Source organism: Pseudomonas sp. C7.1 (assembly GCF_056312395.1).
Genome location: NZ_JBWDTL010000003.1, coordinates 690,104 through 705,365, shown reverse-complemented (window position 1 = coordinate 705,365; position 15,262 = coordinate 690,104). Strand labels below are relative to the sequence as shown.

17 protein-coding genes, 1 tRNA gene and 2 pseudogenes are annotated in these 15,262 nt (G+C 58.6%); 9 read left to right on the top strand and 11 right to left on the bottom strand.

Going from position 1 to position 15,262, the window contains the following annotated elements; translation table 11 throughout:
- Entirely contained in the window at nt 1-1,185 is a 1,185-nt protein-coding gene (gene rssB, locus AC0T4W_RS06570; protein ID WP_476317669.1) for a two-component system response regulator RssB, read from the bottom strand.
- A gap of 215 nt (nt 1,186-1,400) precedes the next feature.
- On the opposite strand from rssB, the gene AC0T4W_RS06565 reads away from it, so the two are divergent.
- Entirely contained in the window at nt 1,401-1,700 is a 300-nt protein-coding gene (locus AC0T4W_RS06565; RefSeq protein WP_476317666.1) for a PilZ domain-containing protein, read from the top strand.
- Nucleotides 1,701-1,761: 61 nt separating this feature from the next.
- Here AC0T4W_RS06565 and AC0T4W_RS06560 read toward each other — a convergent pair whose 3' ends face one another.
- Entirely contained in the window at nt 1,762-2,463 is a 702-nt protein-coding gene (locus tag AC0T4W_RS06560; RefSeq protein ID WP_476317663.1) for an MlaA family lipoprotein, read from the bottom strand.
- A 233-nt stretch (nt 2,464-2,696) separates the two neighbouring features.
- Here AC0T4W_RS06560 and AC0T4W_RS06555 point away from each other — a divergent pair, with 233 nt between their 5' ends.
- A complete protein-coding gene (locus AC0T4W_RS06555; protein WP_476317660.1) occupies nt 2,697-3,407 on the top strand; it encodes an HAD family phosphatase in 711 nt (236 codons plus the stop codon).
- Between the two features lie 148 nt (nt 3,408-3,555).
- Nucleotides 3,556-3,822 (top strand): DUF4404 family protein, encoded by a 267-nt coding sequence (locus AC0T4W_RS06550; protein ID WP_476317657.1) that lies wholly within the window; start codon nt 3,556-3,558, stop codon nt 3,820-3,822.
- A 49-nt stretch (nt 3,823-3,871) separates the two neighbouring features.
- Here AC0T4W_RS06550 and queF read toward each other — a convergent pair whose 3' ends face one another.
- The 4 genes from queF to AC0T4W_RS06530 all read right to left on the bottom strand — a co-directional run bounded on the left by queF (nt 3,872) and on the right by AC0T4W_RS06530 (nt 6,433).
- Entirely contained in the window at nt 3,872-4,702 is an 831-nt protein-coding gene (queF, locus tag AC0T4W_RS06545) for an NADPH-dependent 7-cyano-7-deazaguanine reductase QueF (protein ID WP_476317654.1), read from the bottom strand.
- A 184-nt stretch (nt 4,703-4,886) separates the two neighbouring features.
- Nucleotides 4,887-5,597, bottom strand: coding sequence for an orotidine-5'-phosphate decarboxylase (gene pyrF / locus AC0T4W_RS06540; protein WP_476317651.1), 711 nt, complete (start codon nt 5,595-5,597; stop codon nt 4,887-4,889).
- 77 nt (nt 5,598-5,674) lie between these two features.
- The gene (locus AC0T4W_RS06535) at nt 5,675-6,151 is read right to left on the bottom strand and encodes a DUF3291 domain-containing protein (RefSeq protein WP_476317648.1); all 477 of its coding nucleotides are present in this window, start codon (nt 6,149-6,151) and stop codon (nt 5,675-5,677) included.
- Between the two features lie 48 nt (nt 6,152-6,199).
- Nucleotides 6,200-6,433 carry a DUF1127 domain-containing protein gene (locus tag AC0T4W_RS06530; protein WP_476317646.1) on the bottom strand — a complete coding sequence of 78 codons (234 nt, stop codon included), beginning with the start codon at nt 6,431-6,433 and terminating at the stop codon, nt 6,200-6,202.
- A 97-nt stretch (nt 6,434-6,530) separates the two neighbouring features.
- Here AC0T4W_RS06530 and AC0T4W_RS06525 point away from each other — a divergent pair, with 97 nt between their 5' ends.
- Complete coding sequence (locus AC0T4W_RS06525) at nt 6,531-7,385, top strand: LysR substrate-binding domain-containing protein (protein ID WP_476317643.1); 855 nt, start codon at nt 6,531-6,533, stop codon at nt 7,383-7,385.
- On the opposite strand, the pseudogene AC0T4W_RS06520 reads toward AC0T4W_RS06525, so the two are convergent.
- The 4 genes and pseudogenes from AC0T4W_RS06520 to AC0T4W_RS06505 all read right to left on the bottom strand — a co-directional run.
- Nucleotides 7,375-7,513, bottom strand: a pseudogene (locus AC0T4W_RS06520) (sulfite exporter TauE/SafE family protein); the annotation flags it as partial. The gene AC0T4W_RS06525 and the pseudogene AC0T4W_RS06520 sit on opposite strands and share 11 nt — an antisense overlap.
- Nucleotides 7,514-7,671: 158 nt before the next feature.
- A complete protein-coding gene (gene efp / locus AC0T4W_RS06515; RefSeq protein ID WP_090247751.1) occupies nt 7,672-8,244 on the bottom strand; it encodes an elongation factor P in 573 nt (190 codons plus the stop codon).
- A 46-nt stretch (nt 8,245-8,290) separates the two neighbouring features.
- On the bottom strand, nt 8,291-9,424 hold the full coding sequence (earP, locus tag AC0T4W_RS06510) for an elongation factor P maturation arginine rhamnosyltransferase EarP (protein ID WP_476317639.1): 1,134 nt from the start codon (nt 9,422-9,424) through the stop codon (nt 8,291-8,293).
- A gap of 107 nt (nt 9,425-9,531) precedes the next feature.
- Nucleotides 9,532-9,621: transfer RNA gene (locus AC0T4W_RS06505), tRNA-Ser, on the bottom strand.
- 295 nt (nt 9,622-9,916) lie between these two features.
- On the opposite strand from AC0T4W_RS06505, the gene AC0T4W_RS06500 reads away from it, so the two are divergent.
- From AC0T4W_RS06500 to AC0T4W_RS06480, 5 genes and pseudogenes are all read left to right on the top strand, one after another.
- Nucleotides 9,917-10,606: a crotonase/enoyl-CoA hydratase family protein gene (locus AC0T4W_RS06500; RefSeq protein ID WP_476317636.1), complete on the top strand. Its 690-nt coding sequence runs from the start codon at nt 9,917-9,919 to the stop codon at nt 10,604-10,606.
- A gap of 172 nt (nt 10,607-10,778) precedes the next feature.
- Nucleotides 10,779-11,804, top strand: a pseudogene (locus tag AC0T4W_RS06495) (cache domain-containing protein); the annotation flags it as partial.
- A 30-nt stretch (nt 11,805-11,834) separates the two neighbouring features.
- A complete protein-coding gene (locus AC0T4W_RS06490; RefSeq protein WP_476323495.1) occupies nt 11,835-12,662 on the top strand; it encodes a methyl-accepting chemotaxis protein in 828 nt (275 codons plus the stop codon).
- Nucleotides 12,663-12,721: 59 nt separating this feature from the next.
- Nucleotides 12,722-13,582 (top strand): substrate-binding periplasmic protein, encoded by an 861-nt coding sequence (locus AC0T4W_RS06485; protein WP_476317633.1) that lies wholly within the window; start codon nt 12,722-12,724, stop codon nt 13,580-13,582.
- 70 nt (nt 13,583-13,652) lie between these two features.
- Complete coding sequence (locus AC0T4W_RS06480) at nt 13,653-14,378, top strand: 1-acylglycerol-3-phosphate O-acyltransferase (protein WP_476317630.1); 726 nt, start codon at nt 13,653-13,655, stop codon at nt 14,376-14,378.
- 107 nt (nt 14,379-14,485) lie between these two features.
- Here the strand turns inward: AC0T4W_RS06480 and AC0T4W_RS06475 are convergent, their stop codons facing one another.
- A complete protein-coding gene (locus AC0T4W_RS06475) occupies nt 14,486-15,214 on the bottom strand; it encodes an amidotransferase (RefSeq protein ID WP_476317628.1) in 729 nt (242 codons plus the stop codon).
- Nucleotides 15,215-15,262: the final 48 nt, after the last annotated feature.

Genomic DNA, 15,262 nt, shown 5'->3' with positions numbered 1-15,262 from the left:
TCATGCAAGGTTCCTGCTTAACACCAGCAAGGCAATATCATCCGGCATATCACCTAGATTGGCCAGCCCAAAAGCCTTGCGTAAGCCATCGAGGGTGCCACCTGCGGAACTGATCATCTGCGGCAACAGGGTTTCCTTGTCTTTCAAGGTATCGCCCGGTAGCAGATCGAGGATGCCATCGGAGAGCAGCGTCAGGCTGAACGCCTCGGGCAATTCAAGCACCTGGTCGTTGTATTCGGCTTCGACAAACAGTCCAACCGGCAGACCACGGCCCTCCAGATAACGCGCCTGACCATCGCTGTAGAGCACCGGCAGCGGTAAGTGACCGCCAACGCTGTAGGTCAGGCGATTGTTTTCCTGATCGATCACCCCGCCCAGCATGGTCACGTGCTTGCCCAGCTTGCAGTTGATCAGGCCACGGTTGATATGGCCAAGCACTTCCGAAGGCTTGAAATCCGGCAGATTGCCGCCACGACGCGACTCATAGAGCAAACGCGTGGTCATAAACTTCAGCAACACGGTGATAAACGCAGAAGAAGCGCCGTGACCGGAGACATCAGCCAGGTAAAAAACGATGCGACTGTCATCGACGCGGAAGTAGTCGACAAAATCCCCCGACAGGTACAGCGACGGAATGATCTGGTGCGCGAAATTCAGCCCATCGACCTTCCAAGGCGTAACAGGCAGCATGTTCATCTGCACCTGACGCCCGGCGTTCTGATCTTCTTGCAGTAGATGCAGGCTGGCTTGCAGTTCGCGGTTGGCGGTTTCCAGTTCGTCGCGGTAGCGCTGGTTTTCCAGACGCAAATTAGCGCGATCCAGCGCCCGGCGCACCGAATGCTCAAGCACGGCGAGATCCGCCAAGGGTTTGATCAGGTAATCGGCAGCGCCCAGGCGCAACGCCTCGACGGCATCACTCATCACGCCTGCGCCGGAGACCACGATCACCGGGGTTTGCACGTGCAGGGCGTTGATGAGGCGGATCAGCTCAAGACCATCGACTTGTGGCATGCGCAGATCGCAGATCACCAGATCCGGCGACTCAGCATGAAAGACTTCCAGCCCCTGCAAGCCGTTGGCGGCCTGCAGCACATGAAAACCACTGTCTTCCAGGTAGGCTGCGAGGCTCGCACGCACTACGTCGTCGTCATCGATTATCAGCAGCGTGGCACTGGTTTTTTGCATGAGGTATCCAGGCAAACTGCGCCGGGTGTGGGTTGGCTTATACGTCAGGACAAACGCCTGGACGCGCGAACTCGGCTTGTATCAAGGCGCAGACGGTACTCCCATCCGTTACGTGATTCAAGCGCATGCCGGTCGTCGCCGTATGACTTTACACCTCAAATCGGCCAAGGTTATAAGAGCTGTAGGACAGCCCCCATAACAAGAGGAAAAAGCCCATGAGCCAAAATGATCGTGCCTACAGTGAGAAACGCGATTACATCCGCATGCGGCTAGAGGCCCCCGTCACCCTGCATCATGACGGCAAGGAGATTCCCGCACTGTGCCTCGATCTGTCCAGCACCGGCATGCAGCTGGAGGCTGAAAGCGCGGTGAAGATGGGTGACAAGGTGCGCATCCACATCGCCTCGGACCATAACGAGCTGCGCGGCTTGGATGCACAAGCCGAGGTAGTGCGCGTCACCACGATGGACGACGGCCGTCAGGCGTTGGGATTGGCGATTATCTCTATGAGCTGAACATGCTCGAAAACAAAAAAGGCGACCTAGTAGGCCGCCTTTTTTACTATGCACCGACGGCTCAGAAGTCGTCTTCAACTTCACCATCGCGCACTTTGAACTCGCGATTTTGCAGGTAGGCATTGCGGATAAAGATGTACTTATCACCGCTGACCATGCGCTCGGCCTTGAGCAAGCTGGCCCGCACGTCGACTAGCTGAACGCCGCGCACCACATTGCGAGTCGGCACATGGTCGATAAACGCAGGCGCAGTCAGCATGCTGTCCGGCACCTTGCCGAAGGCATCACGAACGGTGCTTGGGCCCAACAGAGGCAACACCACGTAAGGCCCGCTATTGAGCCCCCATGCGCCCATGGTCTGACCGAAATCCTCATCGCTGCGCTGCAGGCCCATGGCGCTGCCCACATCGAAAAAGCCCAGCAGACCGAAGGTAGTGTTGAAGATCAACCGGCCGCCATCAACCCCAGCATCATGCAGTTTGCCTTGCAGCAGATTGTTGGCCAGGTTGCCAACATCACCGATATTTCGGAAGACGTTATGCACGCCATCTTCAAGAAACTGCGGCGTCACCGCCTGATAACCCTTGGCCAACGGCTTAAGGGTATAGGCATCGACGTTATCATTGACTCGAAACATAAAGCGGTTGTAGCCCTGCCAAGGGTCCTCTTCACTGGCTTGCGCCAATGCAGGCAGCAACAGCACGCTGGTACAGGCTATCAACAGGCTCAATCGTTCAATCCAGTTCGCACCGGTTACACGCATCACAGTCGCTCCTTGAAAATTCTCAGGCTGGCGCAGCAGCCAACTCAGGCCACGCAGTATAAAGCGCCAACTCGCTAAATAGGCAGCATAGCCGAGGAACAAATAGCTGAAAAATCTCACCGCCTGCTGCCGTACAGCTCAGCAGTTAGCGGCAATGCACAAAGAAATAAAGCCTTCATCTGCCTGTAACCTGCACCCGCTAGCCTGGACTAGACCATTTTCAAGGACGGCCCATGCAAACGCCCGCCAGCTTGCCCGCTTTCAACGCCATCTTATTCAGCCTGTCCGGCTGCCTGGTTGATTTTGGCGCACGCACCATCCCGCTCACCCTGCAACGCCTTTATCCAATGTTAGCCAATCACCAAGACCTGCCACAGTCCTTAGGTCGCGAACCTTTAGCTGAAGAGTGGCAAGCCTATCAGCAAGCACTATGCGAAACCGCACGCGAGCATGCCGAGGCTACGCCTGCAGCCCTGCCCCTGCTTGAGCAACTGCAAGAACAAGCGGTGCCCTGCGCCTGGCTGGATGAACTGCCGCGCGACGCCAGCGCCTGCCTGGCCAGCGCGCTGCCAAACTGGCTGCCCGGCACACCCAGGCAAAGTCATCGTCCCTGGCCGGCGCCCGATGCTATCTGGCTTAGCCTTATGGAACTGCAGGTTGATCAGCTTGAAGGCTGCGTACTGGTCAGTGGCGAACCGCGCCTGCTAAAGGCGGCACTGAATGCGGGTATCTGGACCATCGGCCTGGCAATCAGCGGCCCGCTCTGCGGCCTGGCACCGGCTGACTGGCAGAGCCTGCCAATGGCCGAACGTGATCGACTGCGCAGCCAGGCCACCCTGAGTCTGTACCGCCTTGGCGTACACTCGGCAATCGACCAGCTTAGCGACTTGCCTACCTGCCTGGCTGATCTCAGCCTACGTCGCCACAAGGGCGAAAAGCCCTGAGCCAGCGCCCGAGTGCGTGCTGATTCAGGGCCGCACGCTTGATCCAAAGCAAGCAAAGGCGGCGGGCTTGGATTAACCTGAACGCATGTAGAACCTTTCGCCCACGCGCAAGGTCAGTCAATCTGTCGATTACCCAAGGGAGAATTCCATGCCTGCAAGCCATCTGCAGCAACAACTGCAAGACCTGCGCGACCAACTGGCCGAACAACCGCCATTGACTGAAGAAGAACGCGCCGAGCTATTTGTACTGACCCAAGAAATTGAACTGCAACTGGCCCGCCAGGCCGCAGCCGCACCTGACGCAACCCTGATCGACGGGGTCAACCTCGCGGTAGAGCGCTTCGAAGCCAGCCACCCGACTCTCGCCGGCACCCTACGCAATATCGTGCAGAGCCTGGCCAATATGGGCATTTAAACGCACGCAGCACTCACAAAAACCCCAGCTCAGCGGCTGGGGTTTTCTGTTACTGGCGCACCAAACGCTGGTTATCCAGGCTGATCGGCCCGCTGCTGCGGTAAGGATTGATGTCCAACCCACCACGCCGCACATAGCGCGCATACACCGTCAGGTGCTCGGGCTTAAGCAAGCGCTGTAGGTCGAGAAAGATCCGCTCAACGCACTGCTCATGAAAATCCGCGTGCTGACGAAAGCTCACCAGATAGGCCAACAGGCTGGCGTGATCCAGCTCTGCGCCACGGTACTGCACCACCAGCGTGCCCCAATCCGGCTGGCCGGTGACCGGGCAGTTGGACTTGAGCAGATGGCTGTGCAGAGCCTCTTCGACTACCCGCGCCGTATCGCAACGCAGCAACTCTGGTTGCGGCCGCACATAGTTGCTGATAAACACATCCAGATCATCAATACAGACGCCAGGTGCAGCCCGCACACCCTCAGCTGTTACCTCGACCAGGCTGCGCACACGCACGCCAACCGGCTTGCCAGCAGCAGCCGAGAGGTCTTTCACCAACAACGCCGCCATCTCATCAACCGTGTTAAACACCGACTGATTCAGCGAGTTAAGGTACAGCTTGAAGGATTTCGACTCGATGATATTCGGTGAGTCAGCGGGAATAGCGAACTCACCCATGGCTACCACCGGCTTGCCCGACGGCAACAGCCAGGACAGCTCGAAACAGTTCCAGAAGTCCACGCCTTGATACGGCAGTGTCTCGGCGCTCAGGCCCAGTTCGGCCCACTTGGCTGCACGCGGAATCGGGAACAACAAGGACGGGGTGTAGGTAGCGATGTATTCGCTGGATTTGCCCAGTGGCGAATCTTCGGCAGCAGGATGCATAACAGTCACCGGATCAGAAGGAAAGAAATTCAGGCATCTAGGAGCCTGTCGGACTTAACACTGTTCTACTGCGGAAAATCCGGATTCGGCCATTTTTGCTGCTCTTTCTCGTTAAATAGCTCGCTATTCGCCTCGAAAGACCAACAAAACTGACTCGATCCGGGCTTTCCCTCGCTACGAACGGTCAAGCCCGACAGGCTCCTAGCTCGGCGACAATAGCTGCCAGCGCTTGGGCTGGATCAGCGGCCTGACTGATCGGGCGGCCAATCACCAGATAATCCGAGCCCACATCCAGCGCCTGACGCGGCGTCAGGATACGCCGCTGGTCATCCTGCGCGCTGCCGGCCGGACGAATCCCCGGGGTCACCAACTGCAGGGCCGGGTGCGCAGCTTTCAGCGCCGGGGCTTCCTGGGCCGAACACACCAGACCATCCATACTCGCCTGGGCTGCCAGGCCGGCCAGACGCAGTACCTGCGCCTTCGGTTCAATATCCAGGCCAACGCCCGCCAGGTCTTCGCGCTCCATGCTGGTCAGCACGGTCACCCCGATCAGTAGCGGTTTGGCACCGCTGAGCTTATCCAGGGTTTCGCGGCAGGCGGCCATCATGCGCAGGCCGCCCGAGCAATGCACATTGACCATCCACACGCCCATCTCGGCCGCCGCCTTGACCGCCATGGCCGTGGTATTGGGAATGTCATGGAATTTCAGGTCAAGGAACACCTCAAAGCCCTTACCGGCCAGCACGTTGACGATCTCCGGTCCGCAACGGGTAAACAGCTCCTTGCCGACCTTGACCCGACACAGCTTGGGGTCGAGCCGGGCAGCCAATGCCAGCGCGGCTTCACGGGTCGGAAAATCCAGGGCAACGATGATCGGGGTCTGGCAGGCGGACATGAGCAGGCTCTCGGGCAAGACAAATTCGGCGCGCATTGTAGCGGATGCGCCGCACGCTTGCCGCTCCGGTGATCCGACTACGCCGACCCGAGCGCCAGCTCAGCGAGCGAATCGGGGGCCGCAAACGCCTGACGAAAACTAAACGCCTGCGCGTTGGCGCCCTGCTCACGCAACAACGCCAGGCGTTCGGCGGCCTCCTGCACCGATGGCCGATGACCCGCCGGCACCCACCACAGCACCATATGCACCGAACTGACCTTGCTGAACCACTCCTGGCGGCGCTTGAGCATCTCGGTATGGGCGGAGGTGTAGACGTAATCGCTGAGCGCCTGCACATCACGCCATACCGACAGATTCATCAGCACATCATCGCCAAACGGGCGAAACGCCGTGGCATCGCCCGCCTCGTCCTGCAAGCGCCAGACGTAACCGGGCGAGGCTTCTGCCAGCGCATTGATGCGCTCCAGATTGGCGACAAAGTCAGCCATGCTCGGCGACTCCAGCGGCGCCTTCATCGTGGCGATATTCAACTGCGCCAGTTGATACGTGGACATCGATACTCTCCTTTCAATTAATTAACTCCCTGAAAACCATCCACAACCTCAGCGCGCCAACGGATCATCCCAGAAGGGCCGCTCGCTCTCCTGCAGTACATCGCCGCGGCTCAAGCCGAGATCCTTCAATGCCGCATCATCGAGCATGGCCAAGCGCCGACGCTGCTCGGCCAGCTGCCACCAGCGGTAAAGCTGGCGGCCAACTGCACGCAGTATTTCTAATGGCCGACGGCCCTGTAAACGCCCGGTACTGACTAATGCATAACCTTTTTGACCTTTCATCTCGTCGCCCTCCTTGTGGGGTTGGCGACAGTCTCGCGCTGGGCTTATGATCAATCCAACGAATGTTTATTATGCATTCCATCTCGGAGATTGATGAGTGGCCAGCTACCCGAGCATCGACAGCGAGCTGCTACGCACCTTTGTCGCCATTGCCGACCACGGCGGCTTTACCCGTGCGGCGGAAATGGTCAACCGCACCCAATCGGCGGTCAGCATGCAGATGAAACGCCTGGAAGAGGATGTGGTGCAGCGCCCGCTGTTTCTGCGCGACGGGCGTCAGTTCAGCCTAACTGCTGAGGGCCAGCTGCTATTAAGCTATGCGCGGCGCATTCTCAAGCTGCACGCCGAAGTGATGAGCAGCATGCGCGAGCCGCATATGGTCGGCACCGTACGCATCGGCACGCCGGATGATTATGTGATGCGGTTTATGCAGGGCATTCTGGTGCGCTTCGCCCAGTCCTATCCGCTGGTGCAGGTGGAATTGCATTGCGAGCCGTCCTTCCAGCTGCTGCTACGCCAGGACCTGGACCTGACCATCGTCACCCGCGAGCCAGGCACCGAGATCGGGCAGCTGTTGCGTCAGGAACACCTGGTGTGGGCGCAGGCGCGCAACGCCAACCTGCATGAGCTGGAAACCCTGCCGCTGGCGATGTTCAACTCGCAGTGTTTCTGCCGCTCCTGGGCCTGCAATGGCCTGGAAGCACTGGGGCGCAACTTCCGCATCGCTTACACCAGCCCAAGCCTGTCGGCGATCATGGCCGCAGTCAGCGCCGGCCTGGCGATTACCGCCCAGCTGCAAAGCCTGATCACCCCGGACTTGCAGATTATTGGCGAGGCGGAAGGCATGCCTGCCCTGCCCTCCGCCAGTATCGTGCTGCTGCGCAATAGCAACACGCAAACACAGGTCAGCGAGACATTGGCCGAGCAGATTGTCGAAGGCTTTAGACTTTAAGCCCGAGCAATACCGCACAAAGCAGCAGAAAACCGGCAAAAAGACCGCGCAAGACCCGTTCAGGCAGCGCATGGGCCAACTTCCCCCCAGCTGATACTCAGCAAACCACCCGGCGCCAGAGACAAGCCTTGCGCAACCACCTGACTGCTGCCGCTATTCTGCGAAAACGGCCTACAACGCAGTTAAGAGCAGAAACAGCAGGCAGAAGAGTGGCCGCCATGGATGGCTGTCCATAAAAAAGCCCTACTCGAGGTCGGGCTTTTTCGTCTCGCCGTTAAAGCAGGTCTTAGACCGGAGCTTTAGCGCGGGATTTGTACTCGCCGGTACGGGTATCGATTTCGATCCAGTCGTCGATGTTGCAGAAGTCAGCGACTTTGATCTCGGTGCCGTTGCTCAGCTTGGCTGGCTTCATCACCTTGCCGGACGTGTCGCCACGGGCGGAACCTTCGGTGTAAGTGATCTGGCGAACGATGGTGGTCGGCAGGTCAACCGAAACCACTTTGCCTTCGAAGAATACGGCTTCGCAAACGTCGGTCATGCCATCAACGATGTACGGCATTACGCTTTCCAGGTCGTCTTTGTTCAGTTCGTACTGGTTGAACTCTTGGTCCATAAAGACGTAGTTCGGCTCACTGTAGTAGGAGTAGGTCACGTCCACGCGATCGAGGATCACCGGCTCCATTTTGTCGTCGGCTTTGTACACGGTTTCAGTCGAGGAGCCGCTCAGCAAGTTCTTCAGCTTCATTTTAACGATGGCGCTGTTACGACCGGACTTGGTGAATTCGGCCTTCTGGATCAGCCAAGGTTGGCCGTCGATCAGGGCCACACTGTTGGGCTTCATTTCTTGTGCGGTTTTCATACGAATATCCGGGTTTGGATGGAATTACAAAATTCTTGGCCGCGTATCATAGCCAATTTAGGTAAAACTGCACCAGCGCCTCGGCAAGATCGGCCTGAGAGGCCCGCTGTAGGCACCACTGCTCAGCGTGCGCCTGTTGCTCGGGCCAGCCTTGTAGCAGCTGATTCCAGCTTTCCTTGACCGACTGACCGGTATTCCAGGCATGCCAGAGCTCGATCAGCGCACGCTGCCCATCCGTTGACAAGCCCGCCTTATAGAGAGCAAGAAAGGCGTCGAGCTTTTCCAGGTGGGCGTTGTCCGCTTGCTTATAGATATGCCAAAGCAACGGTCGTCCCGCCCATTGCGCACGGACGAAGGAGTCCTCCCCGCGTACCGCATTAAAATCACAACTCCACAGCAGTTGGTCGTACTGATCCTGCTGGACAAACGGCAGCACCTGAATATGCAGCTGACCGCGTTGCTGCACATCCCCGGCGCGCATACCTGTGCACCCGAGCCAGGCTTGCAAATCCGCCAGAATGCGCCCTTGCGGCACCAGTAACTGATTGGGCTGAGTATCGGCGGCCAAAGCATCCAGCCAACTGGCCAGTGCGGCGTTCTCGTAAGCAAACAAAGAAATCAACCGCGCGCCTGACAATGGCACTACGCCAATGCTGCGCAGGAACACATCGCGCGCGCCGCTATCCGCCTGAAACGCCCAGCGTTGTTGCAGCAGCTCGCGCTCACGTAATAAGCCGCCGCTGCCTGCGGTAAAACCGGGAAAGAAGAAGAACTTCGACAAGCCATTGGATTGCAATGAAGGCAAACCGTGGCAGCCCTCCACCCAATCCTCGGCGCTCAGGTACTCCAGATTGAGCCAAAGCGGTTTCTGCGAGCGCTGCGCCATCGCCGCTACATAGAGTGCGGGCAGCTCACAGGCAAATGCTTCGATCACCACATCCGCAGGCTCGACCGCCTGCCACTCGGCACGCCACAAACAGACCTCGACACCCTGCTGGGTTTGCCGCTGCGCCTGCATGTCAGCCTGCGGGCACAGGCGTACAAACGCGCTCAGGTCATCCACCCATAGCCGCACCGCCAGACCGTGCTCGGCTACCAGCTGCCGCGCAAGCCGCCAGGTCACCCCGATATCGCCGTAGTTATCGACAACGCTGCAGAAAATGTCCCAGGTGGCGCGCATACGCTACTCCGCTATGTATTGGACTCACCTTAAAAGCGACAGCGCCGCCAGCAAATGCCTGAAACGAAAAAACCCCCAGAAAGGCTGCTCTCTGGGGGTTTCTAATATGGCGGTGAAGGAGAGATTCGAACTCTCGATACGATTTCTCGTATACACACTTTCCAGGCGTGCTCCTTAAGCCACTCGGACACTTCACCGGGTATCAACAGGCATTGCCGCCTGTTGAGGCGCGCAAATGTAGCCGAACAGCCCGCCAAAGGCAAAATCTTTTTTCAAAAGATTCATGTGCTTATGCCAAATGTCAGGAGCAGTCAAAGCGCTTATCAGGCCCAGTCCGAATCGCTACCGGCCGAGACAGGAGAAAGTTCGGGGAAATAAACCGGCTGAGGACAACAAGCGCGGCGCACGCTGACCAGCCAGTCAGCCATCGTGCTTTACCTGACCGGTGCGGATGAGTAACGTCTGCTGCACTTCAGCACAAGGAACCCGACCATGAGCGACCTGATCAGCTACCAACTCGACGATGGCATTGCCACCCTGACCCTGTGTAATGGCAAGGTGAACGCCATCTCCCCGGATGTGATCACTGCCTTCAACGCAGCTCTGGATCGCGCCGTACAGGACAAGGCCATCGTAATCATCACTGGCCAGCCGGGCATTCTTTCCGGTGGTTACGACCTTAAGGTGATGACCTCCGGCCCGCAGAATGCGATTGACCTGGTGGCCTCCGGCTCCACCTTGGCTCGCCGCATGCTCGCCCACCCCTTCCCGATCATCGTCGCCTGTCCCGGCCACGCGGTGGCCAAGGGTGCGTTTATTCTGCTCTCGTCGGATTACCGCATCGGCGTCGAAGGTCCGTTCAGCATCGGCCTCAACGAAGTGCAGATCGGCATGACCATGCATCACGCCGGCATCGAACTGGCCCGTGACCGCCTGCGTAAATCGGCCTTCCATCGCTCGGTAATTAACGGTGAAATGTTCGACCCGCAAGGCGCGGTGGATGCCGGTTTCCTCGACAAGGTGGTGCCGGCCGAGCAGCTGCACGCCACCGCCCTGGCGGTTGCCCAGCAGATGAAGAAGATCAACATGACCGCGCACAAGAACACCAAGCTGAAAGTGCGCAAGGCGCTGCTCGAAACACTCGACATGGCGGTCGAACTGGACAAGAAGCACATGGTGTAAATCGCACCCAGCAACACCGCGAAGCCCGGCTAATGTGTCGGGCTTTTGCATTTAATGGCAAAACAACCACAATCGAGCAAGCAATCTGGCCAGGCTGTATTACTTTTAACAGGTAAGGCCAGGGAGTAGAGGCACTCACCGATCTATTCGAAATTGCCGCCGGGAGCGTGTTATGAAGATTGCCCACAAGGTTGGTCTGGCTGCGGCCATCGTGCTGTTCCTCACCACCAGCCTGCTGTCACTGGCGCAAGTCAGCCAGGTTCGCGAAACCCTGCATAACCAGGTGGCCGCGAGCATTGGAGAGTCGAGTAACGCGCTAGCGCGGCAGATCGAGAACTGGCTCAACGCCAAGCTCAAACTGATGGACCTGATGTCGCAAAGCATCGACAGCAACTACAGCCCCGAAGAAACCCAGCGCGTCGTCAACACGCCCATGCTGAAGAACGAGTTCATCCTGGTGTTCGGTGCTTTGCAAAGTGATGGCAAACCGATCAAAAACACTGACGAGTGGAAGCCTGCACCAGAGTGGGATGGCCGCCAACGCCCCTGGTACGCCACCGGTAAAGCCAGCAACCAGGCTGTGTTCACCGAACCCTATGTGGATTCCACCACCGGGGAAATCCTGATTTCCGCCGTTACTCGTATCACCAATGCCGGCGAGTTCCTCGGCGTACTGGGTGGCGATATCCGCTTGAAAACCGTGGCCGATGCGGTCAACACCCTGGACTTCAACGGCGCCGGCTACGCCTTTTTGCTGACCCGCAACGGCAACATCATTTCCCACCCCAATACCGAGCTAAACAGCAAAAGCTACAGCGAGCTGTTCGGCGGCCAGAGCCCCGCCCTAAACAAGGAGCTGCAGGAAACCAGCGGCGGCGACAAGGATCTGCTGGTGTCCTTCACCCCACTGCCGAATCTCAAGGGTATGGATTGGTATATCGGCGTGGTGCTGGACAAGAGCATCGTTATGGCCGAAGCCAATGCTCTGAGTTGGCGCGCGGTGATCGGCACTGTGCTGGGGGTGGTCATCAGCTTGATCGTGCTCGGCGTGCTGATGAACAGCCTGCTCAAGCCCCTCGACCACCTGCACAATTCGCTGCGTGAGGTGAACAGCGGCGAAGGCGACCTGACCCGCCGCCTGCCTGCCACCGGCAACGATGAAATTGCCCTGGTTTCCAAGGAGTTCAACAGCTTCCTGCAAAGCCTGCAGAGCCTGATCAGTGAAGTGATGGGCAGCTCCAGGCAGGTGCGCGAAAGCACCACCCTGACCTCCGGCGAGGCCAATCAGGCCGCCAATCGTCTGCAGCAACAACTGCAGGAGCTCGATCAACTGGCCACCGCCATGCAGGAAATGGCCTCCACTGCCGAAGAAGTCGCGCGCAACGCACAAGCTGCTGCGCAAGCAGCGCTGGCAGCCAATCAGGAGACTGAAAACGGCGTGCGCGTGGTCTCGCGCTCCACCGAGGCAATCAAGCACCTGGCCGAGGAAATGGACGAAACCAGCCACGCGATCAACGAGCTGGCTAAGCTCAGCCACAACATCGAGTCGATCCTTTCGGTGATCACCAGCATTGCCGACCAGACCAACCTGCTGGCTCTCAACGCTGCCATCGAAGCCGCCCGCGCCGGTGAATCTGGCCGGGGCTTTGCCGTGGTCGCCGATGAGGTACGCTCACTGGCCTCGCGCACCCAACAGTCAACCCAGGAAATCCGCCAGATGATCGACCAGCTGCAATCCGGCGTGAAGCAGGCCGAATCACGCATGCAGCAGAGCCGCGATACTGCCAGCAAGACCGCCGAAGAAGCCGGCGCAGCCAACGACATGCTCGGGCGCATCAGCGATGCCATTACCCGGATCAACGACATGAACCTGCAAATCGCCACTGCCGCCGAACAGCAGAGCGCCACCACCGAGGAGATCAACCGCAACACCACCAATATCCGCGACATCAGCCATGAGGTGGCCGCCGGCGCCGAGGAACAGGTGCGTCAGTGCGCCGTAATGGTCGAACAGGTCGGCCAGCAAGACCATCTGCTCGGGCGCTTTAAGGTGTAAATGCCCATACACCTGCACTTGCGAGCGCAGGTCGCGCCAACCAATGAAGGAGATTGGGTATGCGCATACTCGTAACGTGGCTACTGTGCCTGGCTGTGCATGGCACCGCCCAGGCGCAAACGCCCATCAGTGTTACGGTGCTGTGTGACGCCAGTTACCCGCCGTACAGCTACGTCGAAAACGACGAAGTCAAAGGCCTGTACAGCGACATCCTGCGCGTGGCCTTTGCACGCATGCCAGCTTATCGCGTCCGCATCCGCCCAGTACCCTGGTCACGCGGCCTCGCCGCACTGAAAAAAGGCACAGCCTTTGCTCTATTCCCGCCCTACCACCGCCCCGTAGAACGCCCATGGATGGATTACTCGCGACCGATTCTGGAAGAAAGCGTGGTGGCCTTCGTGCGCACCGATTTGGCTGAGCAACGCGCCATCGAAGATTTCCCAGCCGCTTACGCCGGCCTGCGCATCGGTCTCAACCGAGGCTTCAGTACCATCATCGCGCCGAACTACAAGGCTATGCTCGCCTCTGGTGAGGTGCAGCAGAGCTACGCCACGGATAACCGCACCAATCTGCTGCAACTCAGGCGCAAGCGCATTGATGTGTTTATCAATGATCGCCTGTCGATTCTCTGGGAGCTGCAGCAGATGCGCAGTGAAGGCCTATTTGCCACGAGCGGTTTGAACTGGCTGGTTGAAGGGCCGAAGCTGTCCAGCGAACACGGCCATCTGGGCTATACCCGCATCAATGAACAGGCCTACCCCTACAAGCAGGACTTTATGCAGCAGCTGGATCAAGCTCTACTAGCCCTTGAGCAGGATGGCAGCATCTACCGCCTGGCGCAGCGCTACAGCTCGATTGACCTGCTACCCGCCACCGGCGGAGGCTCTAGCGAAGACGCAGCAGCCGGCAGCAACCTCTGATCAGCATCAATTGCCGAAAGCAGTGCACGCCCGTACACTGCGCGCCTTTTTCCTATGACGGGCGTACCAAATGCTTTTTCTTTTGCGCATGCTGGCGATGGGCGTGCACTTTATCCTCGCCGGCATCCTCGGCCTGCTGCTTGGCATCTGCCGCCCGTTCAACCCTGACAACAGCCGCCTCTGCGCGCGTCTTTACAGCATCCCAGCGCAGTGGCTGCTGGGCTGGAGGCTGAAGACCGATGTACAGCCGCTGCTGGAAAACCCGCATGCGTGCGTAATCATCGCTAACCACCAGTCCAACTATGACCTTTACGTGCTCGGCCGCGTGGTGCCCAAGCGCACCGTAAGTATTGGCAAAAAAAGCCTGAAGTGGGTGCCGTTTTTCGGTCAGCTGTATTGGTTGGCCGGCAACGTATTGCTCGACCGCGGCAACGCTATTCGTGCCAAACAAGCAATGTTGACCACCACCGACACGCTCAAACACAAGGACACCTCGATCTGGGTGTTCCCCGAAGGCACCCGTAACCTGGGCAAGGACCTACTGCCGTTCAAGAAAGGTGCATTCCAGATGGCGATTGCCGCCGGCGTGCCGATCATTCCCGTATGCGTCAGCACCTACACCAAGCATATCCAGCTAAACCGTTGGAACAGCGGTGCAATCATGATCCGCTCGCTACCGGCCATCCCCACCACTGGCATGAGCCAGGATGACCTACCGCAACTGATCGAAACCTGTCGCACGCAGATGCAAGAGTGCATCGCAGCCATGGACGCAAGGCTGAAGCAGCCTGCCTGAAGCAATGCCACATGCCTGCCAAGCCCAGCCTATATGCTGCAATGCTGTTCACTTAAGCGGAGCAGCTTTGCGGTCAGACTGACCGGGCTTTTTCGTGCAACCGCACGTTACCCAGCCAGTCCGGCACGACCATGGGCGACAAAGCGCATCATCCACTCGGCCACAGTGTGCCCCTGGTGGTCGTGCTGCAGGCTGTCGACGCCCCTGGAGTAAGTTGGCTCACCGATATGCTGCTGACGCAGATCGAGCAGCGCGCGCGAATAGTCATTCACGAATTCGGGGTGGCCCTGGAAGCACAGCACCTGATCGTCGATGCAGTAGGCGGCAATCGGGCAAAACTCGCTACTGGCCAGCAATGTGGCATTTTCCGGCAACGTGGTGACCTGGTCCTGGTGACTGATCAGCAGGGTCAGATGCTCCAGGTCAGGGCTCATCCAGGTCGGCTTGCTCGCCATGCGGTATTGATGGATACCCACACCCCAGCCCTGCACCGCGCGCTCGGCCTTGCCGCCCAGCAGCAACGCCAGCAGCTGATGACCGAAACATACACCGAGCAGCTTGTCGCCACGGTTGTAGCGCTCCAGCAGATAGGTTTTCAGGGTCTGAATCCAGGCATCGGGACCAAAGGAGTCCGCCTTGCTACCGGTCACCAGGTAGGCATCATAGTGCTCGCTGTCTGGCGGGTAATGCCCCTCCATCACGTTGTACACCTTGAACTCGGCAGCTATCGGCTGGCGGGCGAACAACTGTTCGAACATACGACCATAACTGTCGTATTGGTCGACCAATTCAGGGCGAAGAACATCGGTTTCCAGGATGCATATCTGCAGCGGCATATGGTCGGGCACCTCGGGCGCAGAAGGGTTGTTTTACCAGCGCGCAAG